This window comes from Chryseobacterium sp. R2ACT005 (genome assembly GCF_049949215.1).
Classification (GTDB): Bacteria; Bacteroidota; Bacteroidia; order Flavobacteriales; family Weeksellaceae; genus Chryseobacterium.
Window position 1 is genome coordinate 4852933 of record NZ_CP188192.1, and the last position, 23170, is coordinate 4876102.

The 23170-nt window shown below is 38.1% G+C and carries 16 protein-coding genes, 2 tRNA genes and 3 rRNA genes; 12 read left to right on the plus strand and 9 right to left on the minus strand.

Annotated elements, in window-relative coordinates; all coding sequences use genetic code 11:
* Positions 1-1028: 1028 nt before the first annotated feature.
* The 5 genes from ACPF63_RS22305 to rrf all read left to right on the plus strand — a co-directional run bounded on the left by ACPF63_RS22305 (position 1029) and on the right by rrf (position 6186).
* Positions 1029-2545, plus strand: a 16S ribosomal RNA gene (locus ACPF63_RS22305).
* Positions 2546-2742: 197 nt separating this feature from the next.
* Positions 2743-2816, plus strand: a tRNA-Ile gene (locus tag ACPF63_RS22310).
* A gap of 83 nt (positions 2817-2899) precedes the next feature.
* Positions 2900-2973, plus strand: a tRNA-Ala gene (locus ACPF63_RS22315).
* Between the two features lie 203 nt (positions 2974-3176).
* A 23S ribosomal RNA gene (locus tag ACPF63_RS22320) occupies positions 3177-5935 on the plus strand.
* Between the two features lie 143 nt (positions 5936-6078).
* Positions 6079-6186 (plus strand): 5S ribosomal RNA (gene rrf, locus ACPF63_RS22325).
* The 16S, 23S and 5S rRNA genes sit together here with 2 tRNA genes alongside, the layout of an rRNA operon.
* Positions 6187-6909: 723 nt before the next feature.
* Here the strand turns inward: rrf and ACPF63_RS22330 are convergent.
* Positions 6910-7071, minus strand: coding sequence for a bacteriocin-like protein (locus tag ACPF63_RS22330; RefSeq protein WP_426481370.1), 162 nt, complete (start codon positions 7069-7071; stop codon positions 6910-6912).
* Between the two features lie 226 nt (positions 7072-7297).
* Between ACPF63_RS22330 and ACPF63_RS22335 the strand changes: the two genes are divergently transcribed.
* Positions 7298-7567 carry a bacteriocin-like protein gene (locus ACPF63_RS22335; RefSeq protein ID WP_426481371.1) on the plus strand — a complete coding sequence of 90 codons (270 nt, stop codon included), beginning with the start codon at positions 7298-7300 and terminating at the stop codon, positions 7565-7567.
* A 106-nt stretch (positions 7568-7673) separates the two neighbouring features.
* Here ACPF63_RS22335 and ACPF63_RS22340 read toward each other — a convergent pair whose 3' ends face one another.
* Entirely contained in the window at positions 7674-8624 is a 951-nt protein-coding gene (locus tag ACPF63_RS22340; protein ID WP_426481372.1) for an isopenicillin N synthase family dioxygenase, read from the minus strand.
* An 84-nt stretch (positions 8625-8708) separates the two neighbouring features.
* Between ACPF63_RS22340 and menD the strand changes: the two genes are divergently transcribed.
* Positions 8709-10379 (plus strand): 2-succinyl-5-enolpyruvyl-6-hydroxy-3-cyclohexene-1-carboxylic-acid synthase, encoded by a 1671-nt coding sequence (gene menD / locus ACPF63_RS22345; protein WP_426481373.1) that lies wholly within the window; start codon positions 8709-8711, stop codon positions 10377-10379.
* Positions 10380-10381: 2 nt separating this feature from the next.
* Here menD and ACPF63_RS22350 read toward each other — a convergent pair whose 3' ends face one another.
* Together ACPF63_RS22350 and ACPF63_RS22355 are read right to left on the minus strand one after the other, a co-directional pair.
* Positions 10382-11008, minus strand: a complete 627-nt coding sequence (locus ACPF63_RS22350; protein WP_077419385.1) for an aminotransferase class IV — start codon at positions 11006-11008, stop codon at positions 10382-10384.
* A complete protein-coding gene (locus tag ACPF63_RS22355) occupies positions 10992-11969 on the minus strand; it encodes an aminodeoxychorismate synthase component I (RefSeq protein WP_426481374.1) in 978 nt (325 codons plus the stop codon). The genes ACPF63_RS22350 and ACPF63_RS22355 overlap by 17 nt, the downstream gene beginning before the upstream one ends.
* A 47-nt stretch (positions 11970-12016) precedes the next feature.
* On the opposite strand from ACPF63_RS22355, the gene ACPF63_RS22360 reads away from it, so the two are divergent.
* The 4 genes from ACPF63_RS22360 to ACPF63_RS22375 all read left to right on the plus strand — a co-directional run bounded on the left by ACPF63_RS22360 (position 12017) and on the right by ACPF63_RS22375 (position 14880).
* Positions 12017-12739 carry a hypothetical protein gene (locus ACPF63_RS22360; RefSeq protein WP_426481375.1) on the plus strand — a complete coding sequence of 241 codons (723 nt, stop codon included), beginning with the start codon at positions 12017-12019 and terminating at the stop codon, positions 12737-12739.
* A gap of 72 nt (positions 12740-12811) precedes the next feature.
* Positions 12812-13540, plus strand: coding sequence for a beta-carotene 15,15'-monooxygenase (locus ACPF63_RS22365; protein ID WP_047381924.1), 729 nt, complete (start codon positions 12812-12814; stop codon positions 13538-13540).
* 11 nt (positions 13541-13551) lie between these two features.
* The gene (locus ACPF63_RS22370; RefSeq protein ID WP_426481376.1) at positions 13552-14631 is read left to right on the plus strand and encodes an AI-2E family transporter; all 1080 of its coding nucleotides are present in this window, start codon (positions 13552-13554) and stop codon (positions 14629-14631) included.
* Positions 14632-14652: 21 nt separating this feature from the next.
* Entirely contained in the window at positions 14653-14880 is a 228-nt protein-coding gene (locus ACPF63_RS22375; RefSeq protein WP_077419572.1) for a DUF3820 family protein, read from the plus strand.
* Positions 14881-15080: 200 nt separating this feature from the next.
* Here the strand turns inward: ACPF63_RS22375 and ACPF63_RS22380 are convergent, their stop codons facing one another.
* From ACPF63_RS22380 to ACPF63_RS22400, 5 genes are all read right to left on the minus strand, one after another.
* A complete protein-coding gene (locus ACPF63_RS22380) occupies positions 15081-15641 on the minus strand; it encodes a DUF6705 family protein (RefSeq protein WP_426481377.1) in 561 nt (186 codons plus the stop codon).
* 10 nt (positions 15642-15651) lie between these two features.
* Complete coding sequence (locus ACPF63_RS22385; RefSeq protein ID WP_426481378.1) at positions 15652-17154, minus strand: hypothetical protein; 1503 nt, start codon at positions 17152-17154, stop codon at positions 15652-15654.
* A 377-nt stretch (positions 17155-17531) separates the two neighbouring features.
* Positions 17532-19523 (minus strand): excinuclease ABC subunit UvrB, encoded by a 1992-nt coding sequence (gene uvrB, locus ACPF63_RS22390; RefSeq protein WP_426481379.1) that lies wholly within the window; start codon positions 19521-19523, stop codon positions 17532-17534.
* A gap of 147 nt (positions 19524-19670) precedes the next feature.
* Positions 19671-21440: a M56 family metallopeptidase gene (locus ACPF63_RS22395; protein ID WP_426481380.1), complete on the minus strand. Its 1770-nt coding sequence runs from the start codon at positions 21438-21440 to the stop codon at positions 19671-19673.
* A 2-nt stretch (positions 21441-21442) separates the two neighbouring features.
* Positions 21443-21814: a BlaI/MecI/CopY family transcriptional regulator gene (locus ACPF63_RS22400; RefSeq protein ID WP_426481381.1), complete on the minus strand. Its 372-nt coding sequence runs from the start codon at positions 21812-21814 to the stop codon at positions 21443-21445.
* A 105-nt stretch (positions 21815-21919) separates the two neighbouring features.
* Between ACPF63_RS22400 and ACPF63_RS22405 the strand changes: the two genes are divergently transcribed.
* Positions 21920-23137: a PQQ-dependent sugar dehydrogenase gene (locus ACPF63_RS22405; RefSeq protein ID WP_426481382.1), complete on the plus strand. Its 1218-nt coding sequence runs from the start codon at positions 21920-21922 to the stop codon at positions 23135-23137.
* Positions 23138-23170 lie beyond the last annotated feature (33 nt).

Genomic DNA, 23170 nt, shown 5'->3' on the forward strand with positions numbered 1-23170 from the left:
TGGGCTTATCATATATATAGTATATAATGCGAATCTTTTTCAGGAGCTATTTCCTGCTATCCATTCATACTCCTCACGCCCGGGCTGTGCGATTCTCAAATCCACCTGCTCTCCAACGCATGCTGCGGGGTACCCATTCCTGTCAGGGCTAGGGGTGAGGTTAATGATGAATTATAAATTATAAATTATGAATTTCCCCCGAATGAAATACCCTATACTAAATATACATCATCACCTGTGCAAATCTGTGTGATCTGTGGTTACCCCAATACTCATTCCATAAGAACGCACTATTATCCTGAGCGTAGACGAAGGGAGCCTGTTTTATAAAAGCTTCCCCCTGCACCTTTCCCCCAAACTTCCCTTTATCTTATATATAATAGAATGTATCTTTCATTACTCATTACTCATTACTCATTACCCATGATTCCCCTTTCACGCTCCAACCCTCAAACGCTCAAATTCTCCCACCCTCCAACCTTCCACTTGGAATCCCAAACAAATGTTTAAAATTTTTCTCCCTGCGTTCCAGTGTATTAGGGTTAAATATTACGGTGGTGTAAAATTTATGTTAAATAAAGTTGTTTTGCGTTGCAATAAGTTGTTATCTTTGCCCCACTGAAAAACGAGAGTAGTTCGGTAGCGCAGGAGAGCTTTTAGATAAGCATAGACATTATGATACTTCAAAAAGAGGCAGACAAAAAACTTTAATTTTTTTATCAAAAAAAGTTGCGAGTTTAAAAAGAGTTTGTATCTTTGCAATCCCAAATAAAGGGAGCGCAGGAGTAGGGTGATTAAGGTTTAGGAGAGGGGTTAAGGTTACTTAAAAAACTTTAAAATTTTCTTTCAAAACATTTGGTCATTAAGAAATAAAGTTTTACTTTTGCACTCGCAAATACGGAGCACCACTGACAGAAGAGAGTGTTTCGTTATAAAGCGAAAGATATAAAGATCATTGACATACAATATAACAACCAAGTAAGGAAAAACTAAAGCGTAAAAAAACTTTGAGTGAGTCAGACAAACATACAATGGAGAGTTTGATCCTGGCTCAGGATGAACGCTAGCGGGAGGCCTAACACATGCAAGCCGAGCGGTATTGTTTCTTCGGAAATGAGAGAGCGGCGTACGGGTGCGGAACACGTGTGCAACCTGCCTTTATCTGGGGGATAGCCTTTCGAAAGGGAGATTAATACCCCATAATATTTAGAATGGCATCATTTTAAATTGAAAACTCCGGTGGATAGAGATGGGCACGCGCAAGATTAGATAGTTGGTGAGGTAACGGCTCACCAAGTCAACGATCTTTAGGGGGCCTGAGAGGGTGATCCCCCACACTGGTACTGAGACACGGACCAGACTCCTACGGGAGGCAGCAGTGAGGAATATTGGACAATGGGTGAGAGCCTGATCCAGCCATCCCGCGTGAAGGACGACGGCCCTATGGGTTGTAAACTTCTTTTGTATAGGGATAAACCTACCCTCGTGAGGGTAGCTGAAGGTACTATACGAATAAGCACCGGCTAACTCCGTGCCAGCAGCCGCGGTAATACGGAGGGTGCAAGCGTTATCCGGATTTATTGGGTTTAAAGGGTCCGTAGGCGGATCTGTAAGTCAGTGGTGAAATCTCACAGCTTAACTGTGAAACTGCCATTGATACTGCAGGTCTTGAGTGTTGTTGAAGTAGCTGGAATAAGTAGTGTAGCGGTGAAATGCATAGATATTACTTAGAACACCAATTGCGAAGGCAGGTTACTAAGCAACAACTGACGCTGATGGACGAAAGCGTGGGGAGCGAACAGGATTAGATACCCTGGTAGTCCACGCCGTAAACGATGCTAACTCGTTTTTGGGTTTTCGGATTCAGAGACTAAGCGAAAGTGATAAGTTAGCCACCTGGGGAGTACGTTCGCAAGAATGAAACTCAAAGGAATTGACGGGGGCCCGCACAAGCGGTGGATTATGTGGTTTAATTCGATGATACGCGAGGAACCTTACCAAGGCTTAAATGGGAAATGACAGGTTTAGAAATAGACTTTTCTTCGGACATTTTTCAAGGTGCTGCATGGTTGTCGTCAGCTCGTGCCGTGAGGTGTTAGGTTAAGTCCTGCAACGAGCGCAACCCCTGTCACTAGTTGCCATCATTAAGTTGGGGACTCTAGTGAGACTGCCTACGCAAGTAGAGAGGAAGGTGGGGATGACGTCAAATCATCACGGCCCTTACGCCTTGGGCCACACACGTAATACAATGGCCAGTACAGAGGGCAGCTACACGGTGACGTGATGCAAATCTCGAAAGCTGGTCTCAGTTCGGATTGGAGTCTGCAACTCGACTCTATGAAGCTGGAATCGCTAGTAATCGCGCATCAGCCATGGCGCGGTGAATACGTTCCCGGGCCTTGTACACACCGCCCGTCAAGCCATGGAAGTCTGGGGTACCTGAAGTCGGTGACCGTAAAAGGAGCTGCCTAGGGTAAAACAGGTAACTAGGGCTAAGTCGTAACAAGGTAGCCGTACCGGAAGGTGCGGCTGGAACATCTCATTTTAGAGCGTCTAAAGACGATAAAAAAACAAAGGTACTTAAATGTACCATGCACTTACTTCAAAGTAAAGCTTTAGTTTTTTGTTTGGTTGGTTATATTAAAAATACAACACCCACTAGAAATTAGTATAGGGAAAGAGATTGAGAAATGAAGAAGAGGAAAAGTATAACTTACTTACTCATCCCCATAACTCATATAAAGTCTCGTAGCTCAGCTGGTTAGAGCGCTACACTGATAATGTAGAGGTCGGCAGTTCGAGCCTGCCCGAGACTACTAATTAAAGCGGCTGGCAAATAGCTTATAGCTTATGGCAAAAATGCCAGAAGCCAGAAGCAAATAGCCAACAGCAACTAGAGGGGGAATTAGCTCAGCTGGCTAGAGCGCCTGCCTTGCACGCAGGAGGTCAAGGGTTCGACTCCCTTATTCTCCACAGTTTTAGAAGACTGATTTAAAAGTTACGGATAGAGCCAAAAACAATATCTGTTCATCAGTTGGATAAAAAGAAATTAAGATCATTGACATTAACGGTAAAGACATCACAAAGAGATAACCGAGCACTTTCGAGTGCCGAGTTTATAAAAATATCGATAAATTAAATTTATCAAAAAATACTGAACTAATATAATTATTAGGAAAGAAATCGTTAAGGGCGTATGGCGGATGCCTAGGCTTTCAGAGGCGACGAAGGACGTGGTAAGCTGCGAAAAGCTGCGGGGATTGGCACACACGAATTGATCCGCAGATGTCCGAATGGGGCAACCCGGCTGGTTGAAGACCAGTCACCTCTAAGGAGGAGCAAACCCGGAGAACTGAAACATCTAAGTACCCGGAGGAAAAGAAATCGAAGAGATTCCGTAAGTAGTGGCGAGCGAAAGCGGATTAGCCCAAAAGCTGATATATGTTTAATAGAATGTTCTGGAAAGAACGGCCGTAGAGGGTGATAGCCCCGTATATGAAAGGCATATTTGAGTGATAAATGAGTAGGGCGGGACACGTGAAATCCTGTCTGAATATGGGGGGACCATCCTCCAAGGCTAAATACTCCTGAAAGACCGATAGTGAACAAGTACTGTGAAGGAAAGGTGAAAAGCACTTCGAATAGAAGGGTGAAATAGAACCTGAAACCGTACGCCTACAAGCGGTCGGAGCAGCATTAAGCTGTGACGGCGTGCCTTTTGCATAATGAGCCTACGAGTTAATTTTACTAGCGAGGTTAAGGTATTAAGTACCGGAGCCGGAGCGAAAGCGAGTCTGAATAGGGCGTATAGTTAGTAGGATTAGACGCGAAACCTTGTGATCTACCCATGGGCAGGTTGAAGCTCTGGTAACACAGAGTGGAGGACCGAACCGGTTGACGTTGAAAAGTCTTCGGATGACCTGTGGGTAGGGGTGAAAGGCCAATCAAACTGGGAGATAGCTCGTACTCTCCGAAATGCATTTAGGTGCAGCGTCGTATATAAGTTTATTAGAGGTAGAGCTACTGATTGGATGCGGGGGTTTCATCGCCTACCAATTCCTGACAAACTCCGAATGCTAATAAATGTTCTACGGCAGTGAGGGCATGGGTGCTAAGGTCCATGTCCGAGAGGGAAAGAACCCAGACCAACAGCTAAGGTCCCCAAATATATGTTAAGTTGAAGCAACGCGGTTGGACTGCATTGACAGCTAGGATGTTGGCTTGGAAGCAGCCATTCATTTAAAGAGTGCGTAACAGCTCACTAGTCGAGCGGTCCGGCATGGATAATAATCGGGCATAAACATATTACCGAAGCTATGGATTTGTACTTTATGTACATCTGGTAGGAGAGCATTCTATTTGCGCTGAAGCAGTACTGTGAGGTATTGTGGAGCGGATAGAAAAGAAAATGTAGGCATAAGTAACGATAAAGCGGGCGAGAAACCCGCTCACCGAAAGACTAAGGTTTCCTCAGCCATGCTAATCAGCTGAGGGTTAGTCGGGACCTAACGCGAACCCGAAAGGGGTAGTGGATGGACAATGGGTTAATATTCCCATACTTGCTCACACTAAAAAGGGGACGGAGTGCCGTACTTACTGGAGACTGACGGAATAGTCAAGGCCTAGCCTTCGGGCGAAGCTGCTGTAGGGAAAGTGCTTCCAAGAAAAGCCGAAGTGAAGCAACCCGTACCAAAACCGACACAGGTAGTCGAGGAGAGAATCCTAAGGTGCTAGAGTGAATCATGGTTAAGGAACTAGGCAAAATAGTCTCGTAACTTCGGGAGAAGAGACGCCATCAGCAATGGTGGCCGCAGTAAAGAGGCCCAGGCGACTGTTTATCAAAAACACAGGACTCTGCAAAATCGAAAGATGCAGTATAGGGTCTGACACCTGCCCGGTGCTGGAAGGTTAAGGAAGGTGCTTAGGGTTAAACCGAAGGCATTGACTGAAGCCCCAGTAAACGGCGGCCGTAACTATAACGGTCCTAAGGTAGCGAAATTCCTTGTCGGGTAAGTTCCGACCTGCACGAATGGTGTAACGATCTGGGCACTGTCTCAACCATGAGCTCTGTGAAATTGTAGTATCGGTGAAGATGCCGATTACCCGCAATGGGACGAAAAGACCCTGTGAACCTTTACTATAACTTCGTATTGACTTTGAGTAAGTAATGTGTAGGATAGGTGGGAGGCTTTGAAGCTTGCACGCTAGTGTAGGTGGAGCCAACGTTGAAATACCACCCTTTACTTACTTGGAGCCTAACTTCTTAATGGAAGGACATTGCGTGGTGGGTAGTTTGACTGGGGTGGTCGCCTCCAAAAGAGTAACGGAGGCTTTCAAAGGTACCCTCAGCACGCTTGGTAACCGTGCGTAGAGTGTAATGGCATAAGGGTGCTTGACTGTGAGACCTACAAGTCGATCAGGTGCGAAAGCAGGACATAGTGATCCGGTGGTTCCGTATGGAAGGGCCATCGCTCATAGGATAAAAGGTACTCCGGGGATAACAGGCTAGTCTCCCCCAAGAGCTCACATCGACGGGGAGGTTCGGCACCTCGATGTCGGCTCGTCACATCCTGGGGCTGGAGAAGGTCCCAAGGGTTGGGCTGTTCGCCCATTAAAGTGGCACGCGAGCTGGGTTCAGAACGTCGTGAGACAGTTCGGTCTCTATCTATTGCGGGCGTTAGATGTTTGAGAGGGCTTGATTCTAGTACGAGAGGACCGAATTGAACAAACCTCTGGTGTATCAGTTGTACCGCCAGGTGCACTGCTGAGTAGCTACGTTTGGAAGAGATAAGCACTGAAAGCATATAAGTGCGAAACTCGCCTCAAGATGAGACATCTTTTAAGGGTCGTTGGAGATGACGACGTTGATAGGCTACAGGTGTAAAGACAGTAATGTCATAGCCGAGTAGTACTAATTACCCGTAGATTTATAGCCTAATATGGCGCACGGAAGTGCAGCAAGGTTACCTCTTTGTGAAAGTTTTTATCGAAAATAACCAGGTAGCAGATGGTAGCTATTGGGAATCAGGTAAAACCTGTATCCTTTTATCTATACCGTGCAACCTTATATACCTTCTTTAGGGTGGTTTTAGCGGTGGGGCTCACCTGTTCCCATTCCGAACACAGAAGTTAAGCCCACCAGCGCCGATGGTACTGCGAAAGCGGGAGAGTAGGCCGCCGCCAGTTTTTATTTTATTTTTAAAAAATCCTTTATCTTATGATAAAGGATTTTTTTTTGCGTTATACCCAAGCCTATACCCAACTCATAAATAATAGGCAATCAGCAATCAATAATGATTGACTGTCCCCTATTGTAATCCAAGATCATTGATTATTTACCGTTTATCATTGATACATACTCCACTCCGTAGGAGTTTATACAATACATTTTATATTCTGTAGTTTATCCTTTGAATCCTTTAGACTCTAATACTTGGATTCCTACGGAATGACATAATTGGGAAAAGGGATATTAGTATGATTTAGAACTCCTCATTTCTCATCCCACAGTTCATACCCAGAATCTCACAACTCATCATTCATAACTTATAATTCATAATTAGCTTTCTCCCTAGCCCCGATAGTAATGGTTACCCCGCAGCATGCCTGGGAGAGCCAGTGGGATGCAGCGCAGGGCAGCCTGGCGTGAGGAGTATGAATGGATAGCGGGAAAAGGCTTCTGAAATTTGTTAAAGTATTTCCTCATCAATCCTATTTTATCGTATATATAAATCTTACTTAAGAATACTTTAAATTTAAGCTTATAAATCGATTATTATACTTGAAGGCTTACTTAGATATAAGAAAGATGTATAACTTACCAAAATCCATCTTATTTTAATTCAAAAGAAATAAAAAACCGCTTCTCTAAAGAAACGGTTCTATTTTATCACATTTTGATTTTCAATCTTACATATCACTGTTTGTGTCCGGGCATTTGAAATCATCACTGCAGGTAGCGCAAACAATTACTCCGCTGCAATAATACATACAGAAATCTGTTTCAGGAAGAGTAGCACCTCCAGAAATGTTTTTTAATTGGTCTTTTTGTAGTTTTTTTAAATTTTTCATATTTTTTTAATTAAAAATTTGTAGGTAAAGTAAAAATAAATAAAATATTTTAAATTAAATAGGATATGGTATATAAAAAAATAAATTTTAATGAAACCAGTGTCTCTTGAATTTGTTAGAAACTCAATTTTATTTAAATATTTGATTATTAAAGGAATAAATATTATTTTTAAGTAAGCGTTATCCGAAAAGCTTATAGAGTAGGAAATACTAAAAATCAAAAACTATGAAAAATCTAAAAAAACTTTCAAGAGAAGACAAGAGAAGTATTGTAGCCGGAGTTGACTTCCCGGCCTATTGTTTTGAAGGCGGAGGCCCAGGAGAAGGAGGATGCTCTGCGGGGGAGATCTGTTCAGGTGGAAAATGTGTGCCTTACGGAGGAAATCCGGGAGGTGGAGGAAATCCTGGTGGTGGTGATTCTTATACCTGTATCTGTCCGTGGGGAACTTTTACACAGCCTACACCATGTCCTGAATTTTATTGTATAACAGGATAGAACAAAATGATTAAACATCAATTTGCTATGTAAATGTGTTTGTATATTTCTTATAATAAGGAATAGAATAAAAAAGGCTGTCTCAACGTTGAGACAGCCTTTTTATTTATTTTTTAATCAATCCTAATTCGATCAAGCGTTCATGCAGGAATTCTCCGGCAGTTGTATCTTCGTATAGTTTTGGATTGTTTTCGTCTACACAATTTTCAAGTGCATTTAATGACATTGCACTGATAGGATGCATAAAGAAAGGAATTGAATATCTTGAAGTACTCCACAGCTCTCTTGGCGGGTTTACCACTCTATGGATTGTAGATTTCAGTTTGTTGTTGGTATGTCTTGAAAGCATATCTCCAACATTAATCATCAGTTCATCCGGTTCTGCAATGGCATCAATCCATTCTCCGGTGTGGTTCTGAACCTGAAGTCCTTTCCCTTGTGCTCCCATTAAAAGAGTAATAAGGTTAATGTCACCGTGAGCAGCAGCTCTTACAGCATCATCCGGCTCTTCAGTAATTGGAGGATAATGAATAGGTCTTAAAATAGAATTTCCTTCTGCTATTTTGTCATCAAAATAAAATTCATTTAAACCAAGGTGCAATGCTAAAGCTCTTAGAACATACTGTCCTGTTTTCTCAAGCATCTGGAATGCTTCTTTACCCACTTCGTTGAATTTCGGAAGTTCTTCAACGATTACATTGTCTGGATACTCAGTTCTGTATTTTGAATCATCAGACAAATATTGCCCAAAGTGCCAGAATTCTTTTAAGTCTCCTCTTTTGAAACCTTTTGCAGTTTCTTTTCCAAATCCTACATAACCTCTCTGGCCGCCAATACCTGGAATCTCATACTTCTTTTTTGTTTCCACTGGCTGTTCAAAAAAGTTTTTTACCTCTCCATACAAATCATCCACTAGGTTGTTATCAAGAAAGTGGCCTTTTAAGGCTACAAAACCAATTTCTTCATAAGCTTTTCCGATTTCATTTACAAATTTCTGTTTGCGTTCCGGGTTGTCCGAAAGGAAATCACGCAGGTCTACACTAGGTATTTTATCCATTTTTAGAAATTTACGAATAGCAAAATTACATTTTTTTTAAATTAAATGATTTTAAAATCATTATTTATAAGTTAAATTTGCTGTATGAAAAAATATTCTTCTAAGAGAAGTATCCAAATACTTGCACATCTTCTTCAACAGTACGGAATTGCTGATATTGTAATTTCTCCGGGGTCAAGAAATGCTCCTTTGGCCATTCATTTTTCAGAGGTAGATAGTTTCAACTGTTACAGTATTGTAGACGAAAGAAGTGCTGCTTTTGTGGCAATGGGGATGGCGAAAAGCGAAAAGAAGCCGGTAGCAATTACCTGTACCAGCGGATCTGCGGTGGTAAATTACTATCCTGCTGTTACTGAAGCTTTTTATCAGAATATTCCACTTTTGGTACTTACTGCTGACCGACCGACTGATTATGTTGATCTGTTCGATGGGCAGACGATAAGACAGAAGGATGTTTTTCATCAGCATTCTTATGGTGACTTCCAGCTTTTGGAAGACAGCAAAGACCATGCAGAAGATATTAATTTCGATATCATTAAAAAAGCCATTGAACTTTGCTTTGAAAAGCAGGGGCCTGTGCATATTAATATTCCTTTGGAGGAGCCTTTGTATGAGCTTGTATCAGAACTTCCTACTTTTCCTACGGTAGAAAAAACAATCAAGCATAAAGAGTATGAAATCCCTTCAAATTTAATTGCAGAATGGCACACTTCACAAAGAATTATGCTGTTGGTAGGAACAAGAGATTACAGTCCTGAGTTGGAAAATCAATTGACGCAATTGGTGAAAAACCATTCTGTTATTGTTTTAAGCGAAGCTAATTCTAACCTGCATCATGAGAAGTTTTTCAAACATATAGACCGTTATATATTTAATTTTACAGAAGAAGACTATAAAACCTATGCCCCCGACCTGTTGATTACAGTAGGGCAGAATGTAGTTTCCAAAAAAGTAAAACAGTTCCTGAGAAGTGCCCGTCCTAAGCAGCACTGGCATCTGGATGAAGTATGGCAGCCGGATACTTATTTCTCACTGACAGAAAAAATTGAAGCTAAGCCTGAAGTTTTCTTCTCAAAATTGTTGAAGTTTATCAATCTGGAGCCTAGACCTTATTTTAACCTTTGGGACGTTTTAAGGGATAAAAAAGATGCTAAACACGAGCAGTTTTTAAATACGATTGATTTCTCAGATTTTTATTTCTTCAATAAGGCTTCACAGACGATTCCTGAAAATTATAACATCCATTTCAGTAATTCTTCCGGGATCAGATATGCACAGCTGTTTGATTTTGGAAAGCGAAAAATGTACTGTAACAGAGGAACCAGCGGTATTGACGGATCTACTTCTACGGCAATGGGGTTTGCTATTAAAAATGAAAACCCTACTTTACTGATCACAGGAGATTTAAGTTTCTTTTACGATATCAATGGACTTTGGAATCAATATATTCCGCCGTTCGTAAGAATTATGATCTTCAATAATGGTGAAGGAAATATCTTTAAAATCATTCCTGGTCCCGGAAATGCCAACCCGAATACATTAGACGAGTTTATTGCTACAAAACACCGTAAAAATGCAGAATCTCTTGCCAAGCACTTTGGGTTCTCCTACGTAAAGGTAGAGGATGAAATTACGCTTGACAGAGTTCTTGAGAATTTCTTCAAACCTGACGCACAGCCAAAAATCCTTGAAGTAAATACTCACGGGAAGAATAGTGCAGATGTACTGAAGTCATACTTTGAATTTATGAAATAATCTTAAAGATCAAGATATTCTTCATTCCCCGGCAGATTGATAATTCTGTCGATAGGATAGATGAACATATCATCAAAATCATTCAATGCATTAATGATCTGGAAATGGGTGAATTGCTTTATATTTTGTAAAGTGATCTCCGTTTCTTTGATCTTTTTATGCTTTAAAAGATGTTGTCTTTGTACCCCGTTCAGAAGATAGGTAGCGGGAGTAAACCAGTCTTTCCCTTTTAAAAATAAAAGGTTGGAAAAAGAGGTATCAGTGATATGATTATTTTTAACGATGATAATTTCTTCTGCTTTGGATTTCATCTTCATTTTATCCAACTCTTTACGGTCTTCAAACTTAAATGAATAATCAAAACTGTTGTTTTCTACCAGCTTGAAATTCTGAATCTCAGGAATAGCATAAGGAATCATCTGTGTCCTGACTCTTTTGTCGAGATCATAAGAAATTCTTAGTTTGAAAAGACCATCCTCGTCATGCTGCAGATTTTTGTAGATCTTGGCCAGATCAATAGAGTCTTCTTTCCCAAAATGGGAAAATGTTTGATTGACACGTTTCTGGTGTAAGTCTAATAGAAAAATCTCCTGATCTTCTACTTTAATGCTTTCAATGAATTGGGACATAGATTTTATTTTTCATTTCCTGATACTCGTCTTCTAACTTACTCATATGCGTTATACCGCCTCCGCTTTTGAAATAGAGTTGATTTCCTTCTTTTTCTATAAAACGGATCATCACACAGCTGTCAACATTTTCGCCGTCAAACCAGCCGCAAACGCCCGTGTAATATCCTCTTTCATACCCTTCCGCATCCAGAATTATTTCCAGCGTTTTAGGCTTGGGAGCTCCTAAAATAGAGCCAGCAGGAAGAAGCTTCTGCATAATACTTCCTACTTTTCCATCAAATTCAGGTTTTATTATTCCTGAAATTTCAGAACTCATTGCATACAGATCCTTTTGCTGGGTTTTGATGAAATCAATGTGCTGGAACTGGTCCACACTTACATCATCAGCCACCATGCTCAGATCATTCCTGAGCAGATCTACTACAGTGTAATGTTCTGCTTTTTCCTTTTTATCATTTTTTAGTATTTCCGCAGCATTTTCAATAGAGGCATCAATAGTACCTTTCATGGGATAGGTTAAAATTTTACCGTTAATGATCTTTACAAAAGTTTCAGGAGAAAAAAATACAAAAAAATCTTTATAAAAAACTTTATACTTTGCATTTGAATGATAAAAAATCTCTTTTAAGGTTAAATTTGTCTCTATTTTCGTTTTTCTAGTATAGTTTACTAAATAAGAGTTTCCCAAACGAATATTTTTCTGAACCTTATCAAAGCCGGTTTTAAAGCTTTCCAACGTTTCAGGAAAAGACTTCCAGAGTACTTTTTTATCTAGCGTGTGTGTTTCTTTTATGTTTGAAAACTCTTGAAAATCAATAATTAAACCTGATTTTTCAATTTCATGTTGCTGATATATTTCGACATTCTCCGAGAGAAAGTCGATTATGAAAAAATAAGGAACCTTCTGAAGAGAAAGCTCGTCCATTTCCATAAATTTTTGATGATTCATTGAAAACATTCTGCAAAAATAATTATTGATGTTTACTTTTGCATAAATTTTTTATGATGCAGAACAAATATCCTCAGAAACCGGGACTAGATTTTATATTGAAGCAGGCTTTTTTTTATTGGAATAAAACACTGGTCTTTCAGTTGATGTTTTCCATCATCTTTTTTGCAATATTGCTTACCGCTGTTATGCTTTTTGGAGCGAAATATGACGTTTTCTCTTACAATAAAGAATTGGAGGAAGCTTTTTTGCAAGGCACTAAGGTGTATCTGAAAAAAATGGAAGAAATAACAGCTACCGAAAATTATCAGATGTTTACACTGGCCATCTGGGGAACTACAGCGTTTTTGTATCCATTAAATCTTGGGATGTTCCAGATCTTCAGGAAAATTGATCTTAAAGAAAATATTGTGATCGGGGATCTGTTCGCAGGGTACAATGGGCTCAACTTTTTTAAATATGTAGGGTATTTTCTTTTCTGGTTCTTTATTTACAGATTTACAATTTCTACCGTAATACTGGCGGTGGTTTGGGTTGCAGTGACCCTATTTGTAGCGCCGCTCATGTTTTTTACGAATAAAAGGATATTTGAAGCAATTTCTCTGAACTTTAAAGCCCTTAAAATGTATTTTGTGGAAATAATGGTTTGTGTAATTGTTGCTTTTCTATTTAAGTATTTAGGTTTTGCTCTGTTTTTGATAGGAGGACTTTTCACATTCCCGTTTTGGAATGCTATGATATATTCACTTTATAAAACCGTTTTTTCAGAGAAAAGTTAAAATTCATTCGTGTTTGATATGATTTTTTATTAAAAAAAGCTAAATTTGGTAAAATCATTAAATATTTAAACTATGTCTGAATTTAACGAATTTGATCAGCAAGGCTCTGTACCTAACAGAGATACGGGGTCGATTATTTCTCATGCCTTTGAAATGTATAAAGGTGTTTTCGGTTACGGAATCGTAGCAATGATTATTTATCTGGTTGGAGGGTCTGTTATTCAGATGCTTACTGGATTTGACTCTGCTTCTATCGTAGAAGATATGAAATCTTCAGGAGGTGACTTCAATTATTGGAGTGCTCCGGGACTTCCTTTGTATATGGGTGCTTCCAGTCTTTTCGGTCTCTTATTATCTCCTTTGTATGTAGGATTGATCTACATGGTGAATAAATATAATACCAAAAGTCCTATTGAGTTTTCTGATCTATTCATCGGATACCGTCAGAATTTTGTAAATATATTGATCTACAGTCTTCTGTCGGGGATTATTTCTTCAGTTGCTCTTGCATTGTGTGTGCTGCCTATTATTTTTGTATATCCTTTCCTTTTATTAGGGTATCCAATTCTGTTATTTGAAAATGCTTCAGCTACAGATGCCTTAGGGAAATCTTTCAATATTGCTAAAGAAAATTATGGGATTTTCTTACTAACCGGATTCTTAGGGTTTCTGATCTCTATTGCAGGGGTTATTCTTTGCGGAATTGGGGTAATCTTAACCGCTCCGTTTATTATGATTGTAATGTACTCTACGTATTGTGCTTTCTTAGGAAAACCAAGACAAATTATGTACAGTAAATAAATATAAAATACATGATGAATAAGGACAAACAAATAAGCAGTGTTGCGATAAAGCAGATGTCGTTGCTGGCCATTATTGTGGTATTGGCAGGGTTGATCTGTTTTAATCTGGCATTGTTTATTCCCTCCGTTTTGGGAGCAATCACCATTTATGTAGTCTGCAGGAAGTATAACTTTTATCTGCAGGAAGAAAAAAAATGGAAACCTTCACTTGCTGCGTTTGCATTAATGTTTGCGAGTCTTATCGTTCTTATTCTTCCTATCTATTTTATTGCTGATCTGATTATTGATAAACTGGGGAATGCGCAGGCTTATATGGCCAAGTTCAATATTTTCCTGGATAAAATACATTCTTATATTTTCTCTAAAACAGGATTTGATATTCTGAGCAAAGAGAATATGGCAAAACTGAAAGATAATGTAGGGAAGTTTTCTACATCTGCAGTCAGTGGTACTTTCAATACGCTTACCGTAGTGATGTCCATGTATTTTATACTTTATTTTATGTTGGAAAGACCAAGACTCTTCGAAAAGATTCTGACTTCTTCCGCACCATTGAAGAGATCCAACATTTCTTTGATTGGCGATAAAATGAGAAAACTGATTATGGCCAATGCTATCGGAATTCCCGTTGTGGCAGTAGGACAGGGGATCGTGGCGCTTATAGGATATCTTATTTTTGGGGCACCGGGAGCAATACTCCTTTTTGCATTAACGGCAGCAGCTTCAGTAATTCCTGTGGTAGGAACTGCTATTATATATGCTCCGGTGTGTATCTTTATGATTGCTGAAGGAAATACGGTACAGGGAGTCGGCTTAGCAATCTATTGTGTTGTGGTGGTTGGTCTTACAGATAATCTTCTTCGTTTTACCCTTTTGAAAAAACTGGAAAATATCCACCCTTTGAATACTGTATTCGGAATTATCATGGGAATGAATCTTTTTGGCTTCATGGGGCTTATTTTCGGGCCTATTCTGATCTCACTGACACTTCTTCTGGTTCAGGTGTACAGAAATGAATTTTCAGACGAAGATACGCCTCCAGACCTCGAATTACCCAATAAGAATGATCTTGAAGAAAAATTAATTTAATTATATAAAAGCGTGGAAGGAATCAATCCGGAAATATTAAAAGAAATCTGTGTCATGAAAATGCCTTTCGGGAAGTATGAAGGAACGGTCCTGGTAGATCTTCCGGTAAGCTACCTGGAATGGTTCAACAGAAACGGAATGCCAAAGGGAAAACTGGGAATGCAGCTTTCAACAGTTTATGAGATCAAATTAAATGGTCTGATGGATCTTTTGACTCCTATCAGAGCAGCAGTAAGAAACGGATTATAAAAATTAAAATATTTCAATCTCAGAATAAAGCTTCGGCGGCATCAAAGATAGGGTAATATATATTTACTTGAATTTGATATAACTTAGCGGAACTAACCCCTCATTGCATAACCAATTCTTTGAGTTTGGTTATAAAATAAAAATGATTGGTTTTACCTGTCTGTGGTAAAACCAATCATTTTTTAGCTTTAAACCTTAATCTATTGTCTTATTAAAGATATTGATGTTTTATAAGGTATAATGGGTTGATAGTTAGGCGGGCATTGTCCCCATGTAATATCAGCATCCTGTAACATAAGTATGCTCATTTTATTTGGCGTTTCTGGCTTAATTCTTAAATAAACAACGCCTTCTTCTCCACAAGCGAATTCGCTCTTGCCTACAAAAGTCATTCTATATGCTTTTAAATCAGGTTGAAAATTTAATCCATCAAAATTGGTTTTTATATCACTAGTTTCATTAAAAGTATTATAGATAACATTTCCGTTAGAATCAGTTACTTTCATTCTCCCAATTAATTTATCTCTTCTTATGCCTATCTCTTCATATATTCCTTTTTTGAATTGAAACTCATAAGTTTTTCCATTATAAATCCCCTTCCAAGTACTAATATATTTGTCTAAAGAGTTATTAATATCCTTTGCGTAGTTATACTGCGGGCAATTAGAGGTTACTGGACATTGTGCGGCGGCCTCTAAAGAAATTACTTGTGCGTTACAAGAAGTAGTTAAAAAGATTAAAGTAAAAAATAAGTATTTCATAATTTTTTTTTTAGTTTGGACAATTTGTTTCTGTTGTATCTGTTTTATCAGTATTAAGGCTAATTTCTGTATTTGTTCCGTCTGTATTCATTCTATACAAACTTACTCCTCTTAAATTCATTCTGTCATTAATGAATTGAAGAAAACCTAATTCTAGTTCTTTTTGTTTGCCAATCCGACTTTCCATAAATGTAGTATAAGCTTGTCTTAAAGCCGTCACATCATCATCAGTAAAAGTTTTTATTTGATATTCGGTTCCAGTAAAACGGATTTGATAATTTACAGAATTTGAAACCATTATCGCATAAACTTCTGCTAAATCATTAAAGTTATCTTTTGCATTCTTTATCATATCCATAAAGTATCGTACATCAGCAGGAGAAAATATTTTTATACCTAATCTTGTAGCATCAGCTCCTTCTGTAGTATCATAATATGTGAAATCGTTTACATGGGTATGTATGTAACCTTTAATATTTTTATTTTCTGGTAAACTAGCATTAGGAAGTCCTAAAGAATTATTTGTCTCAGTGGCTGTAGCATTATCTTTATATTCGTAATTACCATCATTTCTTTGTATAAATCCAGTTTCCATTTTTAATCCTGTATTAGATTCTAGCAAACTCATTTTAGCATAAAAGTCAACATTTCTCCTTTGAGCCTTTATTTTCCCGCAAGGAGTGTTTCTTGGAAGTGGTAGCGTTGGTATTGTAGGAGTTCCCTCATCTGGTCCACTTCCTAATCCTGTAGTGGATCCCAATTCACCACCTCCTGATGAGCCATCATCTCCCAAAGCTGTACTTGCTGTGCAGACTAATGCTACTACTGTAAGGTGTTGAGAGGGATAACCTCCTTGGTTTTGCCAGTTACAGCTTCCCCAACTACTTTCGTTACCTTGGTGATGTTCTCCTGTGTAACAAGAGAAATACATATCAACCGTTTGATAAGAACAAGATTCTGCACCTCCCATACTTCTATTGGAAATCACTCCCCCATAAGTCCCTTTTGCAAGTTCAATCGCTGTTGTTTTGCCAGCTGTTTTCACTCCTTTTCCTGAAAGCAAGTCAAGTTTTTCCTGTGGTGTAAAATTGTAAGTCACTAAAAGTTCCTTATAAGTTCCGTCCGGTAGAGAAGATAATACTAAATTTTCTATAGGAGCATCCTCAGTAGTATTTTCTCGAACTAAATTAAATGTATAGGTGTGGAAAGTAGATCCAGCTTCAATGTAAGTTACATTGTCGGTATCAATCGAAACTCCATTGGCATAATCAACGGATTTGCCTAATACATTAACATTAGTCTTTTGGAGATTGGTTTGTGCTTTTTGTAATTCAGTTTTAAGAACTAATTTGTGTTTACTTTGTTCTAAACGAATTGTTTTAGATGTTGGTCTGAATTGACTACTGTTGCTGTGTGTCTCTTCTTGCTCTGTCGACAGCTCATTCCTACAGGAATATAACAAGACCATAATAGTTACCAAAGAGAGTAACCTCGAAATAACTTTGTTTTTCATTATTTGTATAAAATTTAAAAGCTATTTAGTTTTCTGGGCAACAAAGATATAAAAATCATTAAATCACAAATATGGGAAACCATATTTTGTTTAATAGTGCAAATATATATTGTCAAAGCGACAAAATCGGTCGTATTATTTTTTAGGATTTAGCTTTTTCTTAGTTAAAATATTTTTTCATTCTTTGATTTGTGAGTTTTATACTTGGTAAGAGATAATAAGTGCAACGATACTCTGAATAAGGAATTTAAACAATGTTAAAATTTGAGTTACCTTATTTCACAGTATGCAACATTGCTAAGGTTGTATTAATATGCATTAATAGCATTTCGGCGGCATCTTTGATGCCGCCGAAACTTTTTATAAAACAGTTTTATTTAAGCTTTCAAAGCTGTAATTTCATCTCTCAGTTTGGCCGCTTTTATAAAGTCAAGATTTTTTGCAGCAGCTTCCATTTCTTTCTGCTTCTGCGTAATCATTTTCTCTATATCTTCACTTGCATAGGTTGCTTTTGTTTCGGCAACTTTTTGAAGAATCTCTTTTTGAGTATATTTTTCATCAGGGAAGTCTTTGCTTCTTCCGACAAGATTTTCAGAAATCTTTTTATTTAATGCTTTTGGCTTCAGGCCATGATCATCGTTGTACTGTATTTGTTTAGCACGGCGGTATTCAGTTTCATCCAGGGTAGCCTGCATAGATTTGGTGATTTTGTCAGCATACATAATCGCTTTTCCGTTCACATTCCTTGCAGCACGTCCCACGGTTTGAATCATTGATCTTCTGCTTCTCAGCATTCCTTCTTTATCAGCATCCAGAATAGCAACCAACGAAACCTCCGGTAAATCCAATCCTTCTCGTAATAAGTTAACTCCAATTAGCACATCGAAAAGACCCAGACGTAGATCCTGCATGATCTGAATACGTTCCAGCGTCTCAACATCAGAGTGAATATATCTTGTTCTGATTCCGAATTTAATAAAGTATTTCGTAAGCTCTTCCGCCATTTTCTTCGTTAAAGTGGTTACCAGTACTCTTTCATCAGCATCAGATCTTTTATGGATTTCCTCCATCAAATCATCAATCTGGTTGATAGTAGGTCTTACCTCAATAATCGGGTCAAGAAGTCCAGTTGGGCGAATGATCTGCTCTATATAAGCTCCTCCGGTTCTCTCAAGTTCATAATCTGCAGGAGTTGCAGATACATAGATTACCTGATTCTGAATGGCTTCAAATTCTTCAAACTTTAAAGGTCTGTTATCCATTGCAGCCGGAAGTCTGAAACCATATTCCACTAGTGCTTCTTTTCTGCTTCGGTCACCTCCATACATAGCATGAACCTGTGGAACTGTTACGTGGCTTTCATCAATAACCATTAAAAAGTCTTTAGGAAAATAATCAATCAGACAGAAAGGTCTTGTTCCCGGAAGACGGCCGTCCAGGTATCTCGAATAGTTCTCAATTCCTGAACAATAGCCCAGCTCTTTAATCATTTCAAGATCCAGTTCGGTTCTTTCCTGAAGCCGCTTGGCTTCTAATGGTTTTCCAATAGAGCTAAAGAAATCAACCTGTTTTACCATATCATCCTGAATATCTTTAATGGCACCATTTAAGGTCTCCTTCGATGTTACAAAAAGATTGGCAGGGTATATCTGTATTTGATCAAAATTATCCTCTACATTTCCCGTAACTGGGTCAAAACTTTGGATTTTTTCAATTTCATCCCCAAAAAACTGAATTCTGATCGCATTATCAGTATAAGCAGGGAAAACATCAATTACATCCCCTTTTACACGGAATGTTCCTCGTTGAAATTCATTTAATGTTCTGGAATATAATGCATTGACTAATGAGTGGAGAAGTGCTGTTCTTGTCACTTTTTCACCAATAGTAATGGAAATTAAAGATTTATGAAATTCTGTAGGGTTTCCGATACCATAAATACAGGAAACGGATGCCACAATCAAAACGTCTCTCCTTCCGGAAAGCAGACTGGCTGTTGCAGAAAGACGTAGCTTTTCAACTTCTTCATTGATGCTCAGGTCTTTTTCAATATAAGTTCCTGTTGTGGCAATATAAGCCTCAGGCTGGTAGTAATCATAGTAGCTTACAAAGTATTCCACGGCATTTTCCGGGAAAAACTCTTTAAACTCCATGAAAAGCTGTGCCGCAAGAGTCTTATTGTGTGCCAGAACTAAGGTTGGGCGCTGAACATTTTTTACAACATTCGCAACAGTAAAAGTTTTTCCGGAGCCTGTAACCCCGAGAAGTGTTTGATATTTCTCACCGATCTCTATACCTTCAGTAAGTTTTTCAATAGCTTGGGGTTGATCTCCGGTAGGTTTATATTCTGATTGAAGCTTAAAATCCATAGAAAAGAATGTATACAACAAAAATACAAAAGAAATTATTAGACAGGATAATGTTTTGAAGATGAATATTTTGATAATAAAATTTTAACAGTCTCAACAAGAATAATTGAAATAATAAAAAGCGCTAATTTTTAGCGCTTTTTATTATTAAGGTTTGGTAAAAGTCATTGTTGCGGGGATTTTTAATACCGAAGCGATGGCTTTGCCATCTTTTGTGGCGGGTTTCCAGACTGTTTCGTTGCTTATTGCAGTCATTGTTCTAAGGAATTCCTTATTGAAAACATCGTTGTCACCGGAGGCTGTCACATTGGTTGTTTTCCCTGTTTCGTCTATATGAACATACGCAAATGCTTTTATTGTTCTGTTTACTGAGTTCAGAGTATTGAGATCCATGGTTCTGCCTATTTTTGTTCTAAGGTCTTTCATCCCATTTGGATATTCAGCACTCACAAAGGTTTTGTCTTCCTGTAAGTTTGTGTTTTTACCTTCGCTGCTCATTATATTGTTTTCTCGTGGCGTTATAGTATCCTGAGTTTTTTTTAGCTCTTGTCTTTTAAAGCCCATCATCATTGAAGATTTTCCCTCTTCTTTAGTTTTTGCAAAATAGGGATGGGTCATTAAGCTAACCTGATAAGGCTGAGGATTTTTTGCTGTTTTTGCTTTCGGATAAATTTTGCTGATAGAAACATTTGAAAAATCTGTTTTTTTATAGTTTTTCAAAATGCTGTTTTCAATTTTTTTTGAATCAATCCAGACTGCATACTCATTTTTATTTAAGAATGATTTCAGCTCATTCTCTGTTGGAATTCTTTTTTTCAATTCAGGAAGCGCAAAGAAAGTGATTTTCTGTTCATTCTTTTGATTTTCATTAAGTAAAGGATAGAGTTCTGCCAGCCTTTTTTTATCACTTTCAGCAACGTTTTTTGAAAACTCAGCATATTTCCCATGATTCAGCAAATCTGCATACTTAGCCAATATGTCCTTAAATTCCTGGTAAGAATTCTGGCTATTAGCCTGAACAGAAGTTTCTGCTATTTTTTCAGGCATCTGAACATTCGCTGGATTGCCTGCATAAGTTCTTTCAGAAAGTAATACTGCAGCGACGATCAATGTTGTGATTCCAGCTGTTTTCTTTAACAGACTGAATTTCGATTTTTTTGTTTTCATCATAATAAATCTTTTTTTGGTGTTATTAAAATTAAATGAATGAGTAAGAGGAGGATTTTGGCGGCTAAGAATCTCTTCAAGAATAAGGTTTTGGTATTCCTTAATATTATAATTCTTTTTCAGAACCGCTTCATCTGCTAAAAATTCGTGATTCGTGATCACTGCTTTTTTGTATAAGAAAAGAACAGGATTGAACCATGTAAAAATCTTTAAAAGATTCAGTATTACTAGATCTATGCTGTGTTTCTGGTCAATATGGGTCTTTTCGTGCAGGAAAATCCTTTGGTCAATGACATTATTTTCCATATAACTTTTCCCCATATATATTGTATTCCAAAAGCTGAAAGGAGAAAGGTTTTCACTCGTTAATAGGATATTGTAATCCTCATAAATTTGTTTTTCTCCCTGAATTTTTCTGACAGCTAAAAGAGCGAAAAGGCTTTTTATCAGTAGAAAAAGTGTGATTACAGCATAAATAGCCCATATAATATTCATCCAGTTGAAACTTTCCTGTTCCGGCTGAATAAAGACCATTTGCTGAGCCGTTTCTTCAATGATCATTTGTGGTTTAGTCTCTGCTTCAGGTCTTTGTATGGTAATGTTGATCAATGGAATTATATAAGAAAGGAGTATGGCGCTTAGCAAATACCATCTGTTGAATCTGTACATTCTTTCTTTTTCCAGGAAGAGATAATAAACGGCAATGAAAATAGAAGAACACAGAACTATTTTCAGAATAATGGCTGTCATATTTATTCTTTTATCTGTTCATCTATAATATCGCGGAGTTCTTTCAGCTGCTTTTGGCTGAGCTTGGCATTCGATGTAAAAAAGGATGCAAACTGTGTTACCGAGCTGTTGAAAAAACGATCAATCATGGATGACATTTCCTCCTTGAAATATTCCCCTTTTTCTATTTTCGGATAGTATTCACGGGAATTTCCATACATTTTATAGCCTACAAGTTCTTTGTTCTGCATTCTTTTAAGCAAGGTTGCAATAGTAGTTGCAGCAGGCTTAGGATCTGGGTAGGCCTCCAGAATATCCTTCATGAAAATCTTTTTCTTCTCCCAAAGAATGTCCATGAGAATTTTTTCAGAATCTGTTAATTTAATCTCTTTCATTCTACAATGATGTAATTTGTTCTACAAATGTAGAATAAAAAATAAGACACACAAACTTTATGGCATTATTTTTCCATTCATTGTACAATCACCAATCATAATATTATGAAAATCAATCAATTTTATATCCCGGCACTGAGTTTTTTTCTTATTTTTTCTTCATGCAAAGAAAATCATGCGAATGCTCAGAAGACCGGAAATGATGGAAGTGTAGAAACAGAGAAGCCTAATTCTGACTACAAACCGGCATTTAAAGGGCAGACAAGAATCAAGGCAGTAAAGAGCACAACGGCCTATAATGTAGAGATATTGAATAAAGATTTGGGAAGACCGTGGGGAATTATCAATTTACCTGACGGAAAATTTCTGATCACAGACAAGAAAGGTTACATGAATGTTGTTTCAACAGATGGAAAGCAGGTATCAAAAATAGAAGGCTTTCCAAAAGTAGATTCAAAAGGGCAGGGTGGAATGCTTGATGTAGCTCTTGATCCTGATTTTACCACCAACAGTATTATTTATTTCAGTTTTTCGGAACCGTTTGGAAAAGGAAATTTAACTTCTGTAGCGAAAGGTAAGCTGTCTGCAGATCTCAAAAATATCTCAGAAGTAAAAGTTATTTTCCGTGCGGAACCTTCTTATGACGGAGATAAGCACTATGGAAGCCGTTTGGCTTTTGATAAAGATGGAAACTTATTTGTCAGTACAGGAGAAAGATCAGATAAAGTAACCCGTGTGTATGCTCAGAAAACGGATAATTATCTTGGGAAAATTCTAAAAATCACAAAAGACGGAAAACCGGCTCCGGGAAATCCTTTTATCGGAAAATCTGGCTATAAACCTGAAATTTATGCTTATGGTGTACGTAATCCGCAGGGAATGGCTATTGATCCTAATGGAAATCTTTGGGATGTGGAGATGGGGCCGAGAGGCGGAGATGAGATCAACCTGATTCAACCCGGAAAAAATTACGGATGGGGAGATGTGACGTATGGAATTGAGTATTCAGGAGACAAAGTAGGACAGGGAATCACTCAAAGAGAAGGTACTGAGCAGCCCGTCTATTACTGGGATCCTGTGATTTCACCAAGCGGAATTACTTTTTATACAGGAAATATTGAGGAGTGGAAAGGAAATCTGATTATCGGATGTTTAAGTGGTGAGCATATTGACAGAATTGTAATGAAAGATAATAAAATAGTGGGTGAAGAACGTCTTCTTGCAGATCAGAAAGAACGTTTCCGGGATGTATTGAATGGAATGGACGGAAATCTTTATGCGGTAACCGACAGTGGTAAATTGTATAAGATTTCAAAAAAATAAATAAAAAAACTCCTGAAAATTTTCAGGAGTTTT

Coding starts and splice junctions, on each gene's coding strand:
- ACPF63_RS22330 (WP_426481370.1), bottom strand. CDS start 7,071: ATGAAAAATTTAAAAAAACTACAAAAAGACCAATTAAAAAACATTTCT.
- ACPF63_RS22335 (WP_426481371.1), top strand. CDS start 7,298: ATGAAAAATCTAAAAAAACTTTCAAGAGAAGACAAGAGAAGTATTGTA.
- ACPF63_RS22340 (WP_426481372.1), bottom strand. CDS start 8,624: ATGGATAAAATACCTAGTGTAGACCTGCGTGATTTCCTTTCGGACAAC.
- menD (WP_426481373.1), top strand. CDS start 8,709: ATGAAAAAATATTCTTCTAAGAGAAGTATCCAAATACTTGCACATCTT.
- ACPF63_RS22350 (WP_077419385.1), bottom strand. CDS start 11,008: ATGTCCCAATTCATTGAAAGCATTAAAGTAGAAGATCAGGAGATTTTT.
- ACPF63_RS22355 (WP_426481374.1), bottom strand. CDS start 11,969: ATGTTTTCAATGAATCATCAAAAATTTATGGAAATGGACGAGCTTTCT.
- ACPF63_RS22360 (WP_426481375.1), top strand. CDS start 12,017: ATGCAGAACAAATATCCTCAGAAACCGGGACTAGATTTTATATTGAAG.
- ACPF63_RS22365 (WP_047381924.1), top strand. CDS start 12,812: ATGTCTGAATTTAACGAATTTGATCAGCAAGGCTCTGTACCTAACAGA.
- ACPF63_RS22370 (WP_426481376.1), top strand. CDS start 13,552: ATGATGAATAAGGACAAACAAATAAGCAGTGTTGCGATAAAGCAGATG.
- ACPF63_RS22380 (WP_426481377.1), bottom strand. CDS start 15,641: ATGAAATACTTATTTTTTACTTTAATCTTTTTAACTACTTCTTGTAAC.
- ACPF63_RS22385 (WP_426481378.1), bottom strand. CDS start 17,154: ATGAAAAACAAAGTTATTTCGAGGTTACTCTCTTTGGTAACTATTATG.
- uvrB (WP_426481379.1), bottom strand. CDS start 19,523: ATGGATTTTAAGCTTCAATCAGAATATAAACCTACCGGAGATCAACCC.
- ACPF63_RS22395 (WP_426481380.1), bottom strand. CDS start 21,440: ATGACAGCCATTATTCTGAAAATAGTTCTGTGTTCTTCTATTTTCATT.
- ACPF63_RS22400 (WP_426481381.1), bottom strand. CDS start 21,814: ATGAAAGAGATTAAATTAACAGATTCTGAAAAAATTCTCATGGACATT.
- ACPF63_RS22405 (WP_426481382.1), top strand. CDS start 21,920: ATGAAAATCAATCAATTTTATATCCCGGCACTGAGTTTTTTTCTTATT.